Here is a 21158-nt window from a genome sequence, read left to right as displayed (position 1 = left end):
ATGAGTGTTTGTTTTCAGGTACTTTTGGGCTGGCTCCTTAATTCAAATTTTTCAAATCTTCCAGCAATTCGTTTTCGGCGATCGAAATGATTTTTTCAAACTCGGCCAAATGGTCGGCGTAAGTTTCAATTTCGGCCAATTGCTGGGTTTTTAACTGAAGCTGTTTGAGGCTGACACCTAAATCGTTCAGTCCGAAAGTCATCACCGATGCTTTTGCTTTATGGGCAAGTTCACCAAGTTCTTTCCATTGCTGATTTTCGAAACAGGTAGTCAAACCGGTTCTGAATTCCTCGATTTGCCCTAAAAACAGTTCGATGAATTCTTTGATGATTTCACTTTCTCCTCCGGTTACCTCTTGTAAATAACTTAGGTCGGTTAATCTTTGATTTCCCATTTTTTTTTGTAATTATTCGGTATGCAAGTATAATAAAAAAAGTAATCATGTTGATAAATTGGCACGATTATCCTGATCAGATTTATCAGCTTAAAAAACAATCGCGACTTGTTAGATGACTTTTTTCATGATTTTATGATATTTGTAGCTCTATTTTTACAAATTCAAAGTTTAATTGATGAAAACGACTGCATTTAATCAGATTCATAAAAACGTCGGGGGTAAAATGGTCGAATTTGCGGGCTTTGAAATGCCTGTTGAATTCAGCGGAATCAAGGACGAACACCTGACCGTACGAAATGGGGTAGGGGTTTTTGATGTGTCTCATATGGGCGAATTTTGGGTGACAGGCCCTCATGCGGCCGAATTGGTTCAGTATGTGACCAGCAACGATATTTCGGTTCTCAGGCCCGGACAAGCCCAGTATTCCTGTTTTCCCAACGGAAAAGGAGGTATTGTCGACGATTTGCTGGTTTACTATTTCGAACCTGATAAATATATGCTGGTTGTAAATGCGGCGAATATCGAAAAAGACTGGAATTGGATCGTTTCTCAAAATAAATTTGGCGCAAGGCTCGAAAATGCTTCCGATCAAATCAGCCAACTGGCCATTCAGGGGCCAAAAGCGACCAACGTTCTGCAAAAACTAACCGATGTACGCCTGGATGAGATCAGGTATTACTCGTTTGTTACCGGCCGCTTTGCCGGCTTCGGCGGAGTGATTATTTCAGCCACCGGGTATACGGGTGCAGGCGGTTTTGAGCTTTATTTTCCAAACGAACAGGCGGAGAAAATTTACCGGGATCTTTTTGAAGCAGGCGCCGAATACGGCATAAAACCAATCGGGCTGGGAGCCCGCGATACCCTCCGCCTCGAGATGGGTTATTGCTTATACGGAAATGATATTGATGACACCACTTCGCCCATCGAAGCAGGGCTGGGATGGATTACCAAGTTTAACGAGAAGAACGGATTTATTGACAAAGATTTGTTGCTGATGCAGAAATCGGAAGGGGTAAGCCGTAAACTTCGCGGATTTGAAATGATCGACCGGGGTATTCCGCGACATGGTTATGAACTGACCGATGAGAACGGTAACCCAATTGGTCTGGTCACCTCGGGTACCCAGTCGCCCGTGCTGAATCTGGGTATCGGAATGGGCTATATCTCTAAAGCCTATTCGGCTATTGGCACCGAAGTTTATGTAAAAGTGAGAAACAAATTGCTGAAAGCAAAGATTGTAAAAATACCATTTGTAAGTCCGCAATAAAGGGGGATCTTACAACTTACTAAGCCTGAAACCCGTCAATTGTGTTGGCGGGTTTTTTTATTGTAGCCGAACGATTATCTTTGAAGGCAAAATTTCAGATTCACTGATGATGAAGAACACCAAGTTTCGTTTGGAAACCTGCTTTTCTCCTGCAATTTACCCAAAGCATGCCGATGACGCGAATATTGTGGTTATTGTCGATATTCTCCGGGCCACCTCAGCCATTTGTACGGCCTTTCACAATGGGGTGCTCCGCATTATACCGGTGTCAACAGTCGACGAAGCCCGTCAGAAAAAGGAAGAAGGTTATATGGTGGCGTCCGAGCGTGATGGCTACGTGCTCGATTTTGCTGATTTTGGAAACTCACCGTTCAATTTTACAGCCGACCAGGTAAAGGGAAAAGAAATTGTGTATTCCACCACAAACGGAACCCGCTGCATTCATATGGCGGCACATTCAAAAGCCGTGGTGATCGGCTCGTTCCTGAACCTGACGGCGCTTGGCAATTGGCTGATTCGCCAGGATTCGCCGGTGCTTATTTTTTGCGCCTCGTGGAAAGACCGGTTTAGCCTCGAAGATGCCGTTTTTGCCGGAGCGCTTGCCGAAAAACTCATGGAATCGGGAAAGTACGAAACCATTTGCGATGCGGTTACGGCTTCAATCGATTTGTGGTCAATTGCCAAAAAAAACCTGAATGAATATGTACTGAAAGCAGCCCAAAAAGGCCGTCTGGCCGCCAAAGGTTTGGACGATTGTATTGCATTTTGTCATCAGGCTGATTTTACTTCGGTAATTCCTGTTTATAAAGATGGAGAATTGGTCCCGGTTTCATAACTTTGACGAAAAAACAGAACGAAATAATGATTTCTATCAGACTGATATCCTGTTTTATAAGCATGTTTTTAAAATAGTGTTTTTCGGGGCCGATGCTGATATAACTCAGCAAAGAAATTCCCGAATCCCTTTATTTTGGCCGATGAATATGGATCGACATAAATGAAAAATAATTTTTAACCCTAAAATAACATACGATGAAGAAGCATAATTTTTATGCGGGACCCTCTATTCTTCCCGAGTATACAAAACAAAAAGTAGCCGAAGCAACCTTCGATTTTGCCGGCACCGGACTCTCTATCATGGAAGTTTCCCACCGCGGTAAAGAGTTTGTTGCCGTGATGGATGAGGCTATTGCACTGGTAAAAGAATTGCTGAAAGTTCCCGAAGGTTATTCCGTCTTGTTTTTACAGGGTGGCGCCAGCCTTCAGTTTTTAATGGTTCCGTATAACCTGTTGAAATCAAAGGCTGCATACCTGAACACCGGTGTTTGGGCTTCGAAGGCTATGAAAGAGGCCAAATTGATTGGCGAGGTGATTGAAGTTGCTTCTTCGAAAGATAAAAATTTCAATTACATTCCGAAAACGTACGATGTGCCTGCCGATGCAGATTACCTGCACATTACAACAAACAACACCATTTTCGGCACCGAGCTCAAATCAGATCCCGATGTGCCTGTTCAAATGGTTGCCGATATGTCGTCCGATATTTTCAGTCGTCCGATCGATGTGGCCAAATATGACCTGATTTATGCAGGTGCGCAGAAAAACCTGGGACCCTCGGGCGCAACGCTGGTGATTGTCAAGGATGAAGTTCTGGGTAAAGCCGGGCGTACTATCCCCACCATGCTGGATTATGATGTTCATATTAAAAACGAATCCATGTTTAACACGCCTTCAACGGTTGCTGTTTTTGCTTGCCTGCAAACTTTGAAATGGTTGAAAGAGAATGGCGGCGTGGAAGCCATGGAAAAAGTAAATATTGCCAAAGCTGAATTACTTTATGGCGAACTGAACCGCAACAAACTGTTTGTGCCTACTGTTCCTGCTCCTGAAGACCGCTCCCGGATGAACGTTACCTTTGTCATGGCGCCGGGTTATGAGGAACTGGAAAAAGAATTCCTGGATTTTGCTACTGCAAAAGGAATGGTTGGGCTGAAAGGCCACCGGTCGGTAGGCGGGTTCAGGGCGTCCACGTATAATGCTTTGCCTATTGAAAGTGTGCAGGCGCTGGTTGACGCGATGAAAGAATTTGAAGCGAATCATTAATCTGCATGAAAAGAAAAGCAGGATGGGGGTCCTGCTTTCTTTTTTTTAAACTAAAAGGTATGAAAAGGGTATTAATTGCAACCGACAAACCTTTTGCAGGGATTGCGGTTGAAAAAATTTCGGCTGTTATCAGCCAGGCTGGTTATCAGCTCGGTTTGTTGGAAAAATACCGGTCGAAAGCAGAGCTGCTTGACGCGGTAAAAACGGCCGATGCCATCATTATCCGAAGCGATATCGTGGATAAAGAGGTGCTCGATGCGGGAACAAACTTAAAAATTGTAGTCCGCGCAGGCGCCGGTTACGACAATGTTGACACCAACTATGCAAAAGAAAAAAACATTGTCGTGATGAACACACCCGGCCAAAACTCAAATGCTGTGGCCGAGCTCGCTATTGGACTGGCCATTTACGGTATTCGTGAGTTTTTTGGCGGCAAGTCGGGAGGCGAACTTCGGGGCCGGACACTGGGTTTGCATGGCTACGGCTATGTAGCCCGCAATGTTCACCGGATAGCCCGTGCTTTTGGGATGGACGTGAAGGTTTATACACGTTTCAGCAAGGCGCAGGCCACTTCCGAGGGGATTGAGGTAACCGGTTCACTCGAAGAATTATATGCCATTTCGGATATCGTTTCTGTTCATGTTCCGGCCCGCGGCGAACATATCGGTTCTGTGAGCATGGATGTGCTGAAGCATTTGAAGAAAGACGCGATACTGGTAAACACCGCCAGAAAAGAGGTGGTGAATGAGGCCGACCTTTGCCGGTTTATGGAAGAGCGGCCCGATGTGAAATATTTGTCGGATATCGAACCGGACTGTTCTGCCGTGTTTAAAGAAAAGTTTGAAGGCCGGTATTATTTTACTCCGAAAAAGATAGGGGCGCAAACCGAAGAAGCAAATACCAATGCAGGTGTGGCAGCAGCCGAACAAATTGTGGCTTTTTTAAAAAAAGGTGATGAAACCTTCCGTGTAAATAAATAAAATTTGAAAGTTGATTTATGGCGAACGTAAAGGCATTTAAAGGACTCCGTCCTCCGCGGGAAATTGCCAAAACTTTGGCTTGTCTTCCGTATGATGTGATGAACACCAGGGAAGCTGCTCAAATGGCAGAAGGTAAAGAAAATTCGTTGCTGCACATTACCCGTGCAGAAATTGATTGTCCCGAAGGAACAGATGTTCATTCCGAAACAGTGTATGAAAAGGCTGTCGGTAATTTTGAATTATTTCAGAAAAAGGCTTGGTTGGTTGAAGATGAAGAGGCTCGTTTCTACATTTATGCCCAAACCATGAACGGACGTACACAGTACGGGATTGTCGGAGCTGCTGCATGCGACGATTATCACCAGGGCATCATTAAGAAACACGAGTTAACCCGTCCCGACAAGGAAGAAGACCGGATGATCCTGACCCGCTACCTGAACGCGAACATTGAGCCGGTATTTTTCTCGTATCGGGCAGTGCCTGAGATTGATGCCATTGTTGAATCGATCGTGAAAAACCAGGAGCCGGAATATGACTTTGTTGCCGAAGATGGCTTTGGACATCATTTCTGGACCATCAATAACCGGGAGGTAAATGACCGGATAGAACAGCTTTTTGCAACGAAAGTGCCGTTTACCTACGTGGCCGACGGCCATCACCGGACAGCGGCTGCAGCCCGTATCGGTTTGGAAAAGAAAGCTCAAAATCCGGATCATACCGGAAACGAATCCTATAATTATTTCATGGCCGTGCATTTCCCCGACAACCAGTTGCAAATTATCGACTATAACCGCGTAGTGAAAGACCTGAATGGTTTGAGCGAAGCAGAACTGATTGAAAAACTGACCCGGGGATTTGTTGTCGAAAAGAAGGGAACGGAGATTTATAAACCGTCGACGTTGCACGAGTTCAGTATGTATCTGGGTGGAAACTGGTATGCCCTCACCGCAAAAGAAGGAACCTTTGATGATGCTGATCCGATAGGTGTGCTCGATGTGACCATTCTGTCGAAACAAGTGCTGGAACCGGTCTTTGACATTCAGGATTTGCGTACCTCCAACCGCATTGACTTTGTAGGCGGAATCCGCGGACTTGGCGAGTTGAAAAAACGGGTGGACAGTGGTGAAATGAAAGTCGCTTTCGCCTTGTTCCCCGTATCGATGCAGCAATTGATCACGATTGCCGATACCGGCCATATTATGCCTCCAAAAACCACCTGGTTTGAACCTAAATTACGGTCGGGCCTGGTTATTCATAAACTGAGTTAAGCGAAGAACACGCTATAATAATAAACCCCGGAGAGATTTCCCCGGGGTTTATTTTTTATCCTGTATTACAGTTAGTCTTCGTCGTCGTCCATATCTTCATCATCATCCATGTCATCATCGTCGTCATCGTCGTATGATGAATCATCTTCTTCCTCATCCAGGTTATCCGGAATATCCATTTCTTCCGAGTATTTATCTTCGTAAGCTTCCCTGGATTCTTCTTTCAATATGCCTTCATCATCGTAATCTTCATCATCGCTGATGATGTCGATCGCTTCCTGTGTCGTCATCCTGACCAGGTAATATTTATCGGTTGTTTCGAATGGCAGCGCGCTAACCAACAAACCGTCTTTATTGGTGAAACTGATCAGATGTTGGCTAAAACCATTGGGATACTCTAATTTTATTTGTTCTTTGATCTCGTCGTCAAGTTTTTCGTAATCTTTAATTACCCTGGGTTTACTGCTGAGTGTCATATTGTTATCCTCCATTAAGTCAATGCCTGTAAGGCTCTGGCCAATCTTTTTTATTGTTTTTAATTTGGTCGCAAAATACAAAAATGAGTCAATAAAAAAATAGGTTGAAAAGCATTATCTCAAAAATATTGCAACTAAAATGATCATGCTCTCCTTTCTTTTGGTTAAAATATTGAAAAACAGGATTTAAGTCAAGTCTTTTTTTAGAAAATGAAAATATTTTTTCCCGAAATGACCGACATATTTTCCAAAGTGTAAAAAACATTAATAATACCCGCTTGGCTGAAAGCAGCTAAATCAGCCTCGGTAATTCTCTTTTCAACGATTAAATTCTGTTCGAGCAACGATTGCCGTTGGGTGCCGTTTAGCAAGGGGCTGTCCGGCGTAATCCATCGATTTTTGTCCCAAAATACCAGGTTTCCGATGGTACAATCAGTCACCAGTCCACGCCTGACGATAATGATTTCGTTGGCATCCCCGCGTTGGGAATAGAGATCGTTTAAAATATTCCGGTCAGCAAATTTCAGGTGATAATCGATTTCGTCGTGCCTGACGACCTTTAACTTGTTAAATTTCCGGGGAACTTGTTTGATGAATTCTATTTTTTCAATATTGCGGCCGCACAAAACGCGGCAACGGTATAAGCCCGAACGGCATTTTTCAGGAATCCGGATAACTTCAGCCAGATCAATTGCTCCGATCCCGTCAAATAATTCGGCGCGGGCCGCATTCATCCGGCGGTTATGCCCGGCAATATTGTACAGGCAGCCGTCTTCGAGTTTGATGGTTTCAAGCAATTGGCACATAAATTTTTTTGATCAGTTCGAGGTATTCATCTTCGCATTGGCTCAAATGGGTAATTCCTCCTCCGCTTTTAAAAATCAGTTGGTCCCCGTCTTTTTCCAAAAAACGGATCAGCACGCAGCTGTCAACCCGGGTTCCGTCAAAAATACCAAAAATGCCGGTATAATATCCCCGTTCATATTGTTCGGCTTTTTTGATAATCTCGATTGTTTTTTTCTTGGGAGCGCCGCTGATGGATCCGGCTGGGAGTAAACGCGCAAATAAATCGCCTAATTGTTCGTAATAATTTTCCGGCAACAGCCCGGTGATCTCCGAACTCATTTGGAGTAGGTCAGTCATGTTCGAACGGATTTTGTCGATATAACAAAAACGGCTTACACTTACCTGGCCGGCAACCCGGCTGAGATCGTTGCGGATAAGATCGACAATCGTATTGTGTTCGGCCAGTTCTTTTTTGCTGGTTTTCAGGCGGTTTTCTGCATCCGGGATGTTTGCGTCAATGGTGCCCTTCATCGGGTACGACGAAATTTGCCGGTTTTCAATCCGAACAAATATTTCGGGCGAAAAGCAAACAAATTTATCTTTTAAATAAACCTGATAGGGTGCCTTGCCGAGGTAAAATAATTCTTCGGGCGTCAGATTTGTTTTTACCTGGCTGGGCAGGGTCAGGTTTAATAAAAAGCTGTCGCCGTAATGGATGTGATGCTGAACCAGGTCAAAGGCTTTTTGATACCGGTCGAAAGAAACGGGCTCAACATCCCATTGGAGTTTGGTTCCGTCGTTGTTTTTCGGTTCAAAGTTTTGGTATTTGGGTGTTTTCCATAGCAAATATTTTTTGCTTTCTTCCCACTCGTAAATCAAAGCTTGCTGAAATTCATAATCAATAAGAAAAACGAAAGGGCGTCTGGCTTTGCCCAATTCATTCATTTTTAAAATAATATGTTGCCGATCTGGTTTCATGAGCGTAACAAAGATAGAAAAAGGCCGGAAGAAGCTTTCAGCCAAGGCTGGTGCAGCCGGAAAAAACTTTTAAAATGGCCGGTCTTTTTCAAGTGCTTTTGTAGTTTTGTAATTCAATCGGAAAACTCATGGGAATTGCAGATCATATAAGAGAAATAAAAAGCGGACTTCCGCAAGGTGTTTGCCTGGTTGCTGTTTCAAAAACCAAACCAAACGGTGATATTCTGGAAGCATACCGGGGAGGACAGCGTGTTTTTGGCGAGAATAAAGTACAGGAACTGGTGCAGAAATACGAAGAATTGCCCAACGATATTGAATGGCACTTTATAGGGCATCTGCAAACTAATAAGGTGAAATATATTGCGCCTTTCGTTCAGCTGATTCACGGGGTAGATTCGTTAAAACTGCTGACGACCATTGACAAGGAAGGCCGGAAGAACAAACGGAAAATCGATTGTTTGCTGCAATTTCACATTGCCGAAGAAGAAACAAAGTTTGGACTGAGTTTGGCTGAAGCCCGCGAATTATTGAGTTCGGAAGAATATGACGCGCTTGAATTTGTCACGATCCGGGGGGTCATGGGAATGGCGACTTTTACCGGAGATGAACAGCAGATCAGAAAGGAATTTCAGCAGCTTAAAAACATATTTAATCAGATTAAGCATGATTTTTTTGGCGGGCATGATTCTTTTTCTGAAATTTCAATGGGCATGTCGGGCGATTACCAGATTGCCGTGGAGGAGGGTAGCACCATGGTGCGGGTAGGAAGTTCCATTTTTGGCGAACGGCAGTACGACTAAGCCGGTTGGTTTATTTTGATATGTTAGGATAAATTTAGATTGATAATTAACTGATAAGATTATGGGAAAGCTTGAGACGACCTATTTGGGCCTGAAACTGAAAAACCCGATTGTTGTGGCCAGTTCCGGTCTGACCGGGAGCGTGGATAAGATTAAAGCGTTGGAGGAAGCCGGAGCCGCGGCTGTGGTGTTAAAATCGCTGTTTGAAGAACAGATTAACAGCGAGGTTAGTCATTTAATCAACAAAGACCCGCAGAATTTATACCCCGAAGCCGAGGATTATATCTGGAATTATACACGCCAGCATTCGGTTGAAGCGCATTTAGCCTTGGTGAAACAAGCAAAACAGGAAGTCAGTATTCCGGTTATTGCCAGCATCAATTGTGTGTCGTCTAAAGAATGGACAAGTTTTGCCAAAGAATTTGAAGAAGCCGGCGCCGATGCGCTGGAACTGAACTTGTTTTTTGTCCCGACCGGCAGAAAGGAATCCGCAGACTCGATTGAAAAATTATACCTCGACGTTTTAAATAAAGTGACCGCTGAAGTAAAAATCCCGGTGTCGGTAAAAGTTGGTTTTTATTTTACCAACCTGATTTCGATGGCCGAAAAACTGATGGCGAACGGCGCCCGGGGTATTACCATGTTCAATCGTTTTTATGAGCCGGATATCAATCTTGACAAACTCGAACTGTCGGCATCTGAGGTATTCAGCGTTCCTGCTGATATTCGCCGTACGCTGCGGTGGGTTGGCCTGGTGAGCGCTGCCTTGCCTAAGTTGGAAATTGCCGCTTCAACCGGAATTCACGACGGGGAAGCCGTAATCAAACAACTACTGGCCGGGGCCCAGGTGGCCCAGGTGTGTTCGACCATCTACATCAACGGGGCCCAGGTGATCGATGGTATGCTGAAAGATGTGGAAAAATTTATGCGTAAATGGAACTTTAAACAGCTCGACGACTTCAGGGGAAGACTGTCTTATGCGAAAATTGAAAATCCGATGTTGTACGAAAGATCTCAGTTTATGAAATATTTTTCGAATAAGATCTAACGCATAAAACCGGCCTGATGAAACAGCTTTTATTAACCTTGCTTTACCTTATTTTTTTTAACGCGTTTGCATCAGGCCAGGATGGCGGGCTCCAGATTAAAAATCCGTACAATACCCCGCTCCGGTTTTGCAAGGATTCTGTCGCGTTAGGCGATGGCGTCAGCATTACCGGAGATTCGATAACCGGAGGCTTAAAAATTTCGATTGCCAATTATTTTCGGGGTGAAGACTTGTTAAAATACAATCCCGTCGGGCCTGTTCTCGCAGAATGGGATGCAACCAACGGGACCTTGTTTCTAAAAGGCAAAGCAACGGCTGCCGAATACCAGGAAGCAGTCCGGAATATTCAGTATGTGAACTTGTTGGAACGACCAACACCGGATACCCGCCATATTGCCATTACGCTTACCGATGTGGATTTTCTGCCTTCAACCGGGCACTTTTACCAGTTTATCAACCGCCTGGATATTACCTGGACTGAAGCCCGTGCAGAGGCGGAAACAAAAACGTACTATGGTCTGAAAGGTTACTTGGTTACCATTCTTTCAAAAGAAGAAAACGACTTTATCTGGACCAAAGTAAAAGGAGTGGGTTGGATCGGCGCTTCTGATGCCGCGGCGGAAGGCGATTGGCGGTGGGTAACCGGTCCGGAAGCCGGCACATTATTCTGGAGAGGTCTGGCTAACGGAGTTTCAATTAATGGCCTTTTTTCATTTTGGAGTAGTGGCGAACCAACCAACGCTCATGGAGAAACAAATAACGGAATTGGTGAAGATTATGCACACATCAACCAAAATCCGGGAAAAGAAGATAAATCGTGGAATGACCTTCGGAACGAAGGGGATGGTCCTACTTCGGAGCACTACCGGCCAAGAGGTTATATCATCGAATACGGAGGGATGACCGGCGACCCGGAAATCAGCCTTTCCGCTTCGCTCGAAATTGAAATGCGGAAAGTCATTTTTAATAAGCTTACTGAGCAAACCATGTGTCAATACGATACGGTGAAGCTGAATCATTCGTTTCCGGGAGATTATGAATGGTTTCCCAAAGAAGGGCTGGATGATCCGTTTTCATCAAACCCCGGAGCATACCCGTTGGATTCAACCAATTATAAGCTTATGGCGCATTATGACGGATGTGTTGACTCGGCTTTTTTTAAACTTCAGGTTAAACCGGTTCCGGTGATTGATTTGGGTGACGATGTTCATCTGTGCGCGGGAGCATCGGTCAGACTTGACGCCGGAACCCAGGCATCGTACCTGTGGAATACCGGCTATACCGGGCAGGTGTTGGAGACCGGTGAGACCGGTTATTACCAGGTATACGTAACCAACGAGTATGCCTGTTCTTCCTCGGATGCGATCGGGGTAAGGGTGCATGAATACCCTGAAATTGACCTGACAGGTACCGACACCTTGTATTGCGGCTTATTGCATGGAGAACTGAAAATCGAAAAAGATAAAGGGGCGGTTTTCTGGTGGTCAGAAACCCCCGGCTTAACCATTGATTTGCCGGAGGCTACGCAATCGCCTGTACAGGCGGCTTCCCGGGGAGCATACCAGGTTTTTGCCCGGGTAACCGACGACTACGGCTGCATGACGGAAGATTCTCTTTGGCTGCATTTTAATAAAATTCCGGATGCCGGTTTCAGTGTTGATTCCATGGCCTGTTATGGTTATAACCTTCAGGTGCATTACCTGGGCGATGCCACATCGTCGGCCAGCTATAACTGGTATTTTCCCGATACCTTGTACGCTTCCGGAATCGGACTGGCCGAAACCGTGATCAATTTGGGTTACGGAGAGTCGGATAAACGCGAATTAGGCCTTATGGTGAGCGAAAACGGCTGTTCGAGCGAGATCAGGTGGGAACATATCAAAATTACGCCGAACCTGAAAATCAAGGCCGATTATACCGATGGTTGTGAGCCGTTAGCCGTGAGGTTTGAAGCGGAAACCACTGAACCGATCGACCAGTATACCTGGTATTTTGGCGACAATCAGACCGGCGGGTCTTCAAGCCCTGAACATACTTACCGCGATGACGGATTTTATGATGTCGGGCTTTGGATCCGGTCGGCCGAGGGATGCGAAAATTTTGGGTTGATTGAAGATTTCATCAAAGTGAGGCCAATTCCTACGGTCGAAACAGATATCGATCCCGGATTCTGTTACCCGCATCAGTTTGAAGTGAACTATACCGGTAGCGGAAATAATCAGGATACTTACTATTGGGACTTGTCGTCGCTGGATGCAACCGAAATTATACAGGATCCGGGACAAACAGCCGGGCCGTTGACAATCAGCCTGCAAAACAAACCACAAAGCACAGTCGGACTCAGAGTCATTTCGTTGTATGGTTGCGCAAGCGAAACGGCGTATTTTTCATTCAAACGAAAACCCTGGGTAAGCATAGCGGCAGATCAGTTGGTCGGTTGTTCTCCCCTGGCGGTGGTTTTTACCGCTTCGCCAAAGGAACAGGTGGATGAACTAAGCTACTCATGGAATTTCAGCCAGGGAGAAAATATTTCAGGAGATGCCGAAATGGTCCATACGTTTACAACGCCTGATGCCGAATTCCCGGTATACGTCAGGACCACTTCCGCCGTAACGGGTTGCCCGGATATCGCCTGGCTCGAAGATCCCGTTTACGTATATCCGCAACCTCTGGCCGGTTTTGAGCCCGACCAGACCGAACGAATCATTACAGATCCGTTTTTTAGCTTTTCCAATTCCAGCAGGGGCGCATCTTCCTTTTATTGGGATTTTGGTGATGGCAGCGGGTATTCCGAAGAATTTGAGCCGCAATATGCCTATGAGCAAGTCGGATGGTTTACGGTGCAACTGGTGGCCGAAAATAACGAATTGTGTACCGATACGGTCAGCCGCCTGCTATTGGTGGCGCCCGATAAACTTTATCCGCCAAACGGCTTTAGCCCGAACAGTTCCAATCCTGAAAACCATGTTTTTCTGTTGTCGTCAGAAGCGATTCACGAGCAGGGCTATCTGATGCAAATTTTTAACCGATGGGGAGAACTTATTTTTGAGTCGAAGAATAAATACACCGGTTGGGATGCTAAAATGAAAAACGGGCAGAATGCGCCAGCCGGTTCCTATGTTTGGGTGCTTTCGTACCAGGATGTTTTGGAAAAACAACACCGGCAAACAGGCACCGTTACCCTTGTTTATTAAAGCGACGGGATTAGCAGCGACTTTCGGTTTGCCGCTTTTTCACCCGTAAAAAAAATTAACGACACTTCGTGGGCGCCATTTGAGTAATTTGACAAGCGGGATAAGGTCAGATCGTAACTGTACCCGATTTTAAATTTTTCGCGCATGACACCCAGCATGAAAATAACGGCATCCGGTTGAAATCCCGAATTCTGACGATACCAGATCCCTCCGGCCAGCGATTTTTCAAGGATATAAATTCCCAGGTTAAGCTGTTTGAAATCGCCTTGTTGCTGGTAAATGATATTGGGCGAAACGGTGTATTCTTTCGACAACAATCCCCGGTGCAATTTATGAGTTCTTGCTCCGGCATGAACAGTCAGCTTCAATGGGAGCCTTCCGCGCTGATCGCCAATAAAAACAGATTCGTGAGGCTGGGTGAGGTGATTCAGGCTGATGCCGCCAAACCACGATTCATACTGGGCCAGAAAACCAATTCCGAAATCGGGGTAAAGTAAACTGGAGTTTTCAGGCTGGTCGGATGCTCCCAGGTATCGTTCCCCGGTGAGTTGGTTAATCATGTCCGGGAAAATCAATTTTGCGTAATCTAATTTTTTATAGGAAAATCCAGCCTGTAGTCCGGCATCAACAAAAAACCAGTTGTTTATTTTGATGTGATGAGAATAGAAACCATACAGCGAGGTATTTTCTACAATACCGTTTAACTCGCGGTTATTTTGCAGTTGAAAACCTAAGCCTCCGTTAAGTTTGTCGATATAGCTGTCGAACGAAATACTGTAATTGACAAAGGTATTCCCTTGTTGAGGCCATTGATTACGGTAATTTACCGCGAAACGGGGCAGAGCCGACGTGCCGGTAAAGCCCGGATTCAGGTAAACCGGATTGGCATAAAACTGCGAATATTCGGCATCCTGTGCCATACCGGCTTGAAAAAAAAATAAAAACAGCAAAAAGAATACGGGTACATTTTTCACATGGCCAGTTTAAGGTTTCAGCATAGTCGATTTCCTGATAAAATTAGTTATTCTGAGCTGAAATCCTAAATATGACGAACATTCTAAAATTGCTGAGGTTCTATACCTGCTTCAAGTTCGGGTAAAAAATCGAGCAAATCGAGTAACAATTGTTTTTTCTCTTCGCCTGCGTCCACGATCGCTTCTTTAATTTTCCGGCTTTCCTTTTCGTAAATTTCGTTCGAAATCTTCCCGCTCATGTTCGTAATTACGGTATGGGCTTCGAAAGCGACAATAAAGTCGTGTTCGATCACTAAGTCGGTAAAAAGGGAGAGGTAATTGCGGTAATCCATCCCGTTTTCCCAACAGGCCGAAACTAAAAAGTGCAACTCGTTGCCGTATTGTTTGTTTCGGATGGCGTCTATGATGAGCGGGATGGCGTCGCTGTGTTTCAATTCGGCCAATAAGCGGGAAATTCGCTGTTTTATTTCTTGCTGATCTGTGGTATGCAACAGTTCAATCAAGAAGGGAATATAAGCCGAGTTCCCTGTTTCTCCTAACTCATTAAGCGTTTCTGTTACCAGTTCCAAATTGTCAGACTTCAGCCTGCTGATTATTTCGTTATTTAGTTTTTTTGAGAATTCTGTATTCATTTGATTCAAGTTTGGGATGCAAAAGTAATCTTTTCAAAAATACAACAAGAAGTCATATATTCCGGTTTTTACGCCTGATTGTTTACCTTTGCACAAATTTTTTACATGGATAGAACGAGAGAGTTAGGAGAGTCGAATATCGGCAGTCTGATGTTGAAATATTTTATTCCTGCATTTATCGGTGTTTTTGTTAATGCTTTATATAATATCGTCGACCGGATATTCATTGGTCGGGGGATCGGATCGCTGGCGCTAAGCGGTATTTCCGTTATTTTTCCGGTGATGCTGATTATGATGGCTTTTGGGCTGTTGATCGGAATTGGTACCAGCGTATTGGTTTCAATCAATATGGGACGAAAGGATATGAACAAAGCAGAACACGTGATTGGAAACAGCCTTGTTTTGATGATTATAGCTTCGGGATTGATTACCCTGATCGGGTTTTTGATTAAAGACCCGATGATGAAAATGTTTGGCGCAACCGCTGAAACAGTTGATTTTGCCAATGAATACCTTAATATTATTCTGTTTGGGGTTGTTTTTCAGGTAGTTGGTTTTTCGCTGAACAATGTCATCCGCTCGGAGGGAAATGCGCGAATTGCGATGTATTCGATGCTGATCAGCGCCGGAACGAATATTATTTTAGATCCGATTTTTATTTTCTGGCTGGATATGGGAGTAAAAGGGGCCGCTTATGCAACGGTCATTTCCATGATGGTGCTATCGGCCTGGGTATTGTTGCATTTTCGCAGCAACCGGTCGGTCCTTAAAATCCGCTCAAAATATTTTAAACTTGATGCCGGGATTATCAACGAGATTTTGGCGATCGGGATGGCGCCTTTTTTTATGCAGATCGCCAATTCGGTTGTCCAGGGGCTTATCAATACCAAATTGATCAGGTTTGGGGGCGATTTGGCTGTGGGCGCCATGGGAATTATCAATTCGGTGCTGACCATGATCGTCATGGCCATTGTTGCCATCAATATGGCGTCGCAGCCGATTATTGGCTTTAACTTTGGTGCAAATGCACATATGCGGGTAAAAGACACCTTGCGTATTTCAATGATTGCTGCAACCCTTATTTCAATTGTTTCTTTTGCTTTGGTACAAGCTATCCCGGATACCATTGTCCGCTTCTTTAACGCCGAAGACCCTGAACTGCTCGTGATTGGCAGACAAGGTCTTCGTATGGGGTTGTTTGCATTGCCGTTTGTCGGTTTCCAGGTGGTGGTCGGAAACTTCTTTCAGTCTGTTGGAAAAGCTAAGATTGCAACACTGCTGACGCTTTTACGCCAGGTGATCATTCTGATTCCCTTGTTGTTTATTTTGCCAAATTTCTTTGATCTCAACGGAATTTGGGTGGCTATGCCAATTTCGGATACCTGTTCAGCCCTGATTGTGACTTATTTTATATCTCGCGAATGGCGGCAATTGTCGGTTGCCACATCCAATGTTTAAGTCGGATCTTCTTCCGAAATTAAATCAAATAAACGTATCGGTAACGGCTAAATTTTGATGTTTTCCAGTTTCTTACTGATGTTTTCCAGTTCAGCCAAAACATCTTTTTTCATCTCCTGGAGCTTACTGTCGTATTTGGTGAATAACTGCTTATAATAGGAAATGCCATCCTGCATGTTTTTTCTGAATACCCGGTAGTAAGATGATTGCTTTTCATCGTGGCTCTGTCCGAACTCTGCCAGTTTGTTTTCCAGGTAATCAACATACATTCTCAGCTCCTTTATGAACAGATTGGGGCGTTTTACTCCTTTTAGCAAATTTACTTTGCCGTAAATGTGGTGTACCATTTCTTTCAGCGAGACTACCTGGTTGAAATAAGCAATGTTGGGCCCGGGGCAGATGCTGACACCTATGCGTGAACTGTCCGGGGTGATGTCGTTTGCGAGGTAGGTTGAGTTGGTTAAACCTTCACATAAACATTCCTTCTGAGTGAGCAGGCTGATTTGTTTTTGTTGTTCCTGTTCAGGCAAGCCGCTTTCTTTTACCTCGCTGATTTTTTTCTTCAGATATTGGCGCGAAGCTGTACAAATAGGCTGTTCGGTAAATTCGGTATTGAAAACCAGGTAACGTTTTGCACACGGAAATCCGGCTTTGTCTTTGTCCAAATACTTCCTGATTTGTGCTTGTTGGCTGGTTCCGCGTATATTGTTGAACTGGATACCCAGTGGTGAGGCGTCGCTCAGGTATACATCGTCTTCGCCTGCATTCCGAAGCAGTTCTAAACTTTCTTTGTCAATATTCACGGCTTCGGGAACGAGCATGAACGGGCTACCCCAGCCAATGCTGTCGAGTTGGTATTCGTCGAGTAAAAAATTGTGTTCTTCGTTTGTTCCAACACCTCCCTGCGCCGTGATTTTCATGTCGGGAGCTTTCTGCAATACTGTTTTGCCTTTTTTTTCCAGCGCTTTTTGGTACACCGCAAAGGTGGTATCCAACAGCTCCTGCCGTTTTTCCCTGAATTCATTTAAAATAGGACCAAGCAGGTATCCTTGAGTGGCAAAAGCGTGGCCGCCGCAATTTAAGCCCGATTCAACCCGGTATTCGGAAACCCAGATTCCTTTTTGCCCCAGAAAACGTCCCTGTACCATGGCCGAGCGAAAATCGCTTACCTTAAGGGTGATTTTCTTTTTTAGCCGGCCTTCAGCATCGGGGTAAAAGTCATCAAAATTTTCGATGTAACTGTACAGGCGCGGACTCATCCCGGCTGAAAGTACCAGTGATGAAGACAGGGTGCTGTTGGCAAATCCGCGCAGGGCGGCATGAGCGTCATTGAATTCTGTCGGCATCGCTACCTGGTCTTTGTAGTTTACCTTGTCCACTTTGGTCATGATGTTCACATCAATGCAGCCTTTGGCCAGGTTGTTACGCAGCCAGTTTTTTACATCCGTCAGATTCTTACTTTCCAGTGCATGATTAAACTTTTCGCGGATACTTTTTGCATCTGGCAACAGCTCGAAGTATTTTTCAAGTTCACTCCCTTTTTTATGGAAATTGGCAATAAGCTCTTCGTATTTATCGTGAACAAGCTTATCGATCATGTTCAGGTAAGCAGTAATCCGTTTTGCCCTGAAGTCTTCGGCTTTTGTTGATATTTCATTAAAAGGAAGATCAAACTTGAGGCTGTAAAACTCGCGCATTTTTTCGATTAAGAAATCATCTACAATCGAAATAACGGATGAAATTCCCAGATGGGCTACTTTTACAGGCGTATCAACAGTATAGCCTAGCCCCATGACCGGAATATGAAAGCTGTGTTTGTTAAAATTCATTTTTGTCGGTTTAAATAAACAGGAGAGGGTTTTTCAAAAGAGAGTTAATACCCTTTTAATTCAATCAACGCTATTCCCATTCTGCTCTACGGGCGTAAAGATAAGGGTTTTTGGGGTTTTACCGCCAATAATCAATCTAAATTGCTTGCTCCTTTTTTAGAGTTTGCCAATCAGCGCATTACCGGTGAAAGAGTTGGCTGATCTGGCCAAATCTTCGGGTTTCCCTTCAAAAATGACCTCCCCGCCGTTTTTACCTCCTTCCGGTCCCAGGTCAATCACCCAATCAGCCGATTTGATGACATCCAGATTATGTTCAATAATGATAATACTGTGTCCTCTTGAAATCAGTGCATTAAAAGAAATCAATAATTTTTTGATGTCATGAAAATGCAACCCTGTTGTTGGTTCGTCAAAAATGAACAGGGTTGGAGAATCTTTCTCTTTTGCCAGGAAAGCGGCCAGTTTTACCCGTTGGCTTTCTCCGCCCGAAAGGGTAGACGAACTTTGACCAAGTTTTACGTATCCGAGACCAACATCCTTTAGTGGTTGCAGTTTTTTTGCTATTTTCTTTTCGGTCGAACTCTTTCCGTTAGCGAAAAAATCAATGGCTTCATTCACTGTCATTTCCAAAACATCGTAAATGCTTCTTCCCCGGTATTCGATTTCAAGTATTTCATCCTTAAATCGTTTTCCCTGGCAGCTTTCACATACCAGGTGTACGTCGGCCATAAATTGCATTTCGACATTAATTTCGCCTTCCCCCTGGCATTCTTCGCACCTGCCCCCTTCAATATTAAATGAAAAATGGGCCGGTTTGAATCCCTGGTATTTTGCCGCCGGTAAATCAGCGTATAATTTTCGGATTTCGTCGAATGCTTTCAGATAGGTTACCGGATTTGAGCGGGATGATTTTCCAATCGGGTTTTGGTCAACAAACTCAACGGCGGTCAGCCGGTTAATATCTCCTTTAATGGCGTCGTGCTGTCCGGTTTTTTCGCTGTAGCCTCCCAGTATTTTGGCTATTCCCGGATAAAGAATTTTGCTGACAAGGGTTGACTTTCCCGAGCCGCTCACCCCGGTTACCGCGGTAATTGTGTTCAGCGGAAACCTGACGGCAATGTTTTTGAGATTATTTTCACGGGCGCCTATGATCTCGATGAAATCAGTCCATTTACGTCGTAACCGTGGTGTTTCAATTTTCCTGGTGCCATTCAGGTAATCGGCAGTCAGGCTGTTTTTTGCATCTGCAAGTTGCAGGTGATTGCCCTGAAAAACCAGTTCTCCCCCATGTACTCCGGCTTTGGGGCCAATGTCAATAATTTCATCTGCAGCGCGGATGATTTCTTCATCATGTTCAACAACCAGCACCGTGTTCCCGATTTTTTGCAGTTTTCGAAGAACATGAATCAGGCGTTCGGTATCTTTCGGATGAAGCCCAATGCTGGGTTCATCCAAAATATAAAGTGAACCAACCAGGCTGGATCCCAGCGAGGTGGCCAGGTTGATCCGTTGGGATTCTCCGCCCGAAAGCGTTGATGACAACCGGTTAAGGGTTAGATATCCTAATCCGACATCACACAAAAAATCCAGTCGGCTGTTGATTTCAATTAAAATCCGTTTCGAAATTTTTTGTTCATGTTCAGTTAACCGGATACTGCTGAAAAATTCGCGTAATTCATTCACGGGCATTAATACTAAATCCTGGATAGCCGTATTGGCAACCGTTACATAACCGGCTTCTTTTTTTAATCGTGTTCCGCGGCAGTCGGGACAGGTGGTCTTGCCACGATACCGGGCAAGCATGACGCGGTACTGAATTTTATAACTTTTTTCTTCCAGCATTTTAAAAAAAGCGCTGATGCCTTTGAAGTAAGCATTGCCTTTCCATAGTAACTGTTGTTGTTCCGGACTAAGTTCGTAGAATGGTTTATGAATGGGGAAACCAAAACGGCCGGCATTTTGAATGAGACGTTCTTTCCAGAGTTTCATGCTGTCTCCCTTCCAACAGGCAACGGCATCCTGGTAAACCGACAGCGATTTGTTTGGAATTACCAGATCTTCGTCGATGCCGATAACTTTTCCGTAACCTTCACAGGCAGGACATGCGCCAACCGGATTGTTGAAGCTGAACATGTGTTCTGTGGGCTCTTCAAATGTAATTCCATCCGCTTCAAAGCGGTTTGAAAACTTCTCTTCCAGTACCTGGTTTTCCTGGTATACTTTGATAATACATTCGCCACGTCCTTCAAAAAAAGCGGTTTGTACCGAATCTGCCATCCGGCTGATATTATCTTCGTCTTGAGCGGCTTGCAACCTGTCGATAACCAGGTTACAGCTGCCGGAGCAAAAACCGGTCGAATTTTCTTTCAATAGTTCGTCGATGCGTTGGATACCGTTTGGCGTCTCAACGCGCGAAAAGCCTTGTTGCAGCAGCAGTTCTGCTTCTTCTAAAACCGACCGGCCATTTTTTGCCTGCAATGGAGCACAAATCATTAACCTGGTTTCTTCGGGGAAAGAACGCAGATAATCAACCACATCATCAACCTGGTGGCGTTTCACTTCGTTTCCTGAAACAGGAGAGATTGTTCTGCCGATTCGTGCATACAGCAACTTGAGGTAATCGTAAATCTCGGTGGACGTTCCTACCGTAGAACGCGGATTTCGGGTGTTTACTTTTTGCTCGATCGCGATGGCAGGTGGAATTCCTTTTATAAAGTCAACCTCCGGTTTATTAATCCGGCCCAGGAATTGCCGAGCATATGACGATAAGCTTTCAACATACCGGCGCTGGCCTTCGGCATAAAGCGTGTCAAATGCCAAAGACGATTTGCCGGAACCGGAAAGGCCAGTTACGACAATCAATTTATTTCGTGGAATTTTAAGTTCAATATTTTTTAAATTATGAACACGGGCTCCTTTTATGTAGATACTTTTAGTCGAAATACTGTCTTTTGTCATTGATTTGAGT

Annotated in this window: 17 protein-coding genes; 9 read left to right on the top strand and 8 right to left on the bottom strand. The window is 44.6% G+C overall.

Annotated features, from left to right (window positions below; translation table 11 throughout):
* Positions 1–37 precede the first annotated feature (37 nt).
* The gene (locus AC6H3C_RS14930) at positions 38–394 is read right to left on the bottom strand and encodes a hypothetical protein (protein ID WP_497516202.1); all 357 of its coding nucleotides are present in this window, start codon (positions 392–394) and stop codon (positions 38–40) included.
* Between the two features lie 178 nt (positions 395–572).
* Here AC6H3C_RS14930 and gcvT point away from each other — a divergent pair, with 178 nt between their 5' ends.
* From gcvT to AC6H3C_RS14905, 5 genes are all read left to right on the top strand, one after another.
* Positions 573–1664 carry a glycine cleavage system aminomethyltransferase GcvT gene (gene gcvT / locus AC6H3C_RS14925; RefSeq protein WP_497516201.1) on the top strand — a complete coding sequence of 364 codons (1092 nt, stop codon included), beginning with the start codon at positions 573–575 and terminating at the stop codon, positions 1662–1664.
* Positions 1665–1770: 106 nt separating this feature from the next.
* Positions 1771–2499 (top strand): 2-phosphosulfolactate phosphatase, encoded by a 729-nt coding sequence (locus AC6H3C_RS14920; protein ID WP_497516200.1) that lies wholly within the window; start codon positions 1771–1773, stop codon positions 2497–2499.
* Positions 2500–2696: 197 nt separating this feature from the next.
* Positions 2697–3767: a 3-phosphoserine/phosphohydroxythreonine transaminase gene (serC, locus tag AC6H3C_RS14915; protein ID WP_497516199.1), complete on the top strand. Its 1071-nt coding sequence runs from the start codon at positions 2697–2699 to the stop codon at positions 3765–3767.
* 59 nt (positions 3768–3826) lie between these two features.
* Positions 3827–4747 (top strand): NAD(P)-dependent oxidoreductase, encoded by a 921-nt coding sequence (locus tag AC6H3C_RS14910; RefSeq protein WP_497516198.1) that lies wholly within the window; start codon positions 3827–3829, stop codon positions 4745–4747.
* Between the two features lie 17 nt (positions 4748–4764).
* A complete protein-coding gene (locus AC6H3C_RS14905; protein WP_497516197.1) occupies positions 4765–6015 on the top strand; it encodes a DUF1015 domain-containing protein in 1251 nt (416 codons plus the stop codon).
* A gap of 71 nt (positions 6016–6086) precedes the next feature.
* Here AC6H3C_RS14905 and AC6H3C_RS14900 read toward each other — a convergent pair whose 3' ends face one another.
* The 3 genes from AC6H3C_RS14900 to AC6H3C_RS14890 form a co-directional block, all read right to left on the bottom strand.
* Positions 6087–6491 carry a hypothetical protein gene (locus AC6H3C_RS14900; RefSeq protein WP_497516196.1) on the bottom strand — a complete coding sequence of 135 codons (405 nt, stop codon included), beginning with the start codon at positions 6489–6491 and terminating at the stop codon, positions 6087–6089.
* Positions 6492–6694: 203 nt separating this feature from the next.
* Complete coding sequence (locus AC6H3C_RS14895; RefSeq protein ID WP_497516195.1) at positions 6695–7297, bottom strand: aminotransferase class IV; 603 nt, start codon at positions 7295–7297, stop codon at positions 6695–6697.
* The gene (locus tag AC6H3C_RS14890) at positions 7281–8222 is read right to left on the bottom strand and encodes an aminodeoxychorismate synthase component I (protein WP_497516194.1); all 942 of its coding nucleotides are present in this window, start codon (positions 8220–8222) and stop codon (positions 7281–7283) included. The genes AC6H3C_RS14895 and AC6H3C_RS14890 overlap by 17 nt, the downstream gene beginning before the upstream one ends.
* Positions 8223–8383: 161 nt before the next feature.
* On the opposite strand from AC6H3C_RS14890, the gene AC6H3C_RS14885 reads away from it, so the two are divergent.
* From AC6H3C_RS14885 to AC6H3C_RS14875, 3 genes are all read left to right on the top strand, one after another.
* Positions 8384–9055: a YggS family pyridoxal phosphate-dependent enzyme gene (locus tag AC6H3C_RS14885; protein WP_497516193.1), complete on the top strand. Its 672-nt coding sequence runs from the start codon at positions 8384–8386 to the stop codon at positions 9053–9055.
* Positions 9056–9116: 61 nt separating this feature from the next.
* Positions 9117–10103: a dihydroorotate dehydrogenase-like protein gene (locus AC6H3C_RS14880; RefSeq protein ID WP_497516192.1), complete on the top strand. Its 987-nt coding sequence runs from the start codon at positions 9117–9119 to the stop codon at positions 10101–10103.
* A 17-nt stretch (positions 10104–10120) separates the two neighbouring features.
* Entirely contained in the window at positions 10121–13297 is a 3177-nt protein-coding gene (locus AC6H3C_RS14875) for a PKD domain-containing protein (protein ID WP_497516191.1), read from the top strand.
* On the opposite strand, the gene AC6H3C_RS14870 is transcribed toward AC6H3C_RS14875, so the two are convergent.
* Positions 13294–14271: a PorP/SprF family type IX secretion system membrane protein gene (locus tag AC6H3C_RS14870; protein WP_497516190.1), complete on the bottom strand. Its 978-nt coding sequence runs from the start codon at positions 14269–14271 to the stop codon at positions 13294–13296. The genes AC6H3C_RS14875 and AC6H3C_RS14870 overlap by 4 nt on opposite strands.
* Positions 14272–14354: 83 nt before the next feature.
* Positions 14355–14903 carry a HEAT repeat domain-containing protein gene (locus tag AC6H3C_RS14865; protein WP_497516189.1) on the bottom strand — a complete coding sequence of 183 codons (549 nt, stop codon included), beginning with the start codon at positions 14901–14903 and terminating at the stop codon, positions 14355–14357.
* Between the two features lie 105 nt (positions 14904–15008).
* Here AC6H3C_RS14865 and AC6H3C_RS14860 point away from each other — a divergent pair, with 105 nt between their 5' ends.
* Positions 15009–16361, top strand: a complete 1353-nt coding sequence (locus AC6H3C_RS14860; RefSeq protein WP_497516188.1) for an MATE family efflux transporter — start codon at positions 15009–15011, stop codon at positions 16359–16361.
* A gap of 47 nt (positions 16362–16408) precedes the next feature.
* Here the strand turns inward: AC6H3C_RS14860 and AC6H3C_RS14855 are convergent, their stop codons facing one another.
* Positions 16409–18190 carry a hypothetical protein gene (locus AC6H3C_RS14855; RefSeq protein WP_497516187.1) on the bottom strand — a complete coding sequence of 594 codons (1782 nt, stop codon included), beginning with the start codon at positions 18188–18190 and terminating at the stop codon, positions 16409–16411.
* A gap of 156 nt (positions 18191–18346) precedes the next feature.
* On the bottom strand, positions 18347–21148 hold the full coding sequence (gene uvrA, locus AC6H3C_RS14850; protein WP_497516186.1) for an excinuclease ABC subunit UvrA: 2802 nt from the start codon (positions 21146–21148) through the stop codon (positions 18347–18349).
* Positions 21149–21158: the final 10 nt, after the last annotated feature.

The organism is Gaoshiqia sp. US2, assembly GCF_059705485.1.
The sequence above is the reverse complement of the archived record's forward strand: the minus strand, read 5'-3'. Positions and strand labels throughout refer to the sequence as shown.

Coding starts and splice junctions, on each gene's coding strand:
- AC6H3C_RS14905 (WP_497516197.1), top strand. CDS start 4,765: ATGGCGAACGTAAAGGCATTTAAAGGACTCCGTCCTCCGCGGGAAATT.
- uvrA (WP_497516186.1), bottom strand. CDS start 21,148: ATGACAAAAGACAGTATTTCGACTAAAAGTATCTACATAAAAGGAGCC.
- AC6H3C_RS14895 (WP_497516195.1), bottom strand. CDS start 7,297: ATGTGCCAATTGCTTGAAACCATCAAACTCGAAGACGGCTGCCTGTAC.
- AC6H3C_RS14900 (WP_497516196.1), bottom strand. CDS start 6,491: ATGACACTCAGCAGTAAACCCAGGGTAATTAAAGATTACGAAAAACTT.
- serC (WP_497516199.1), top strand. CDS start 2,697: ATGAAGAAGCATAATTTTTATGCGGGACCCTCTATTCTTCCCGAGTAT.
- AC6H3C_RS14890 (WP_497516194.1), bottom strand. CDS start 8,222: ATGAATGAATTGGGCAAAGCCAGACGCCCTTTCGTTTTTCTTATTGAT.
- AC6H3C_RS14860 (WP_497516188.1), top strand. CDS start 15,009: ATGGATAGAACGAGAGAGTTAGGAGAGTCGAATATCGGCAGTCTGATG.
- AC6H3C_RS14930 (WP_497516202.1), bottom strand. CDS start 394: ATGGGAAATCAAAGATTAACCGACCTAAGTTATTTACAAGAGGTAACC.
- AC6H3C_RS14885 (WP_497516193.1), top strand. CDS start 8,384: ATGGGAATTGCAGATCATATAAGAGAAATAAAAAGCGGACTTCCGCAA.
- AC6H3C_RS14880 (WP_497516192.1), top strand. CDS start 9,117: ATGGGAAAGCTTGAGACGACCTATTTGGGCCTGAAACTGAAAAACCCG.
- AC6H3C_RS14865 (WP_497516189.1), bottom strand. CDS start 14,903: ATGAATACAGAATTCTCAAAAAAACTAAATAACGAAATAATCAGCAGG.
- gcvT (WP_497516201.1), top strand. CDS start 573: ATGAAAACGACTGCATTTAATCAGATTCATAAAAACGTCGGGGGTAAA.
- AC6H3C_RS14855 (WP_497516187.1), bottom strand. CDS start 18,190: ATGAATTTTAACAAACACAGCTTTCATATTCCGGTCATGGGGCTAGGC.
- AC6H3C_RS14875 (WP_497516191.1), top strand. CDS start 10,121: ATGAAACAGCTTTTATTAACCTTGCTTTACCTTATTTTTTTTAACGCG.
- AC6H3C_RS14920 (WP_497516200.1), top strand. CDS start 1,771: ATGATGAAGAACACCAAGTTTCGTTTGGAAACCTGCTTTTCTCCTGCA.
- AC6H3C_RS14910 (WP_497516198.1), top strand. CDS start 3,827: ATGAAAAGGGTATTAATTGCAACCGACAAACCTTTTGCAGGGATTGCG.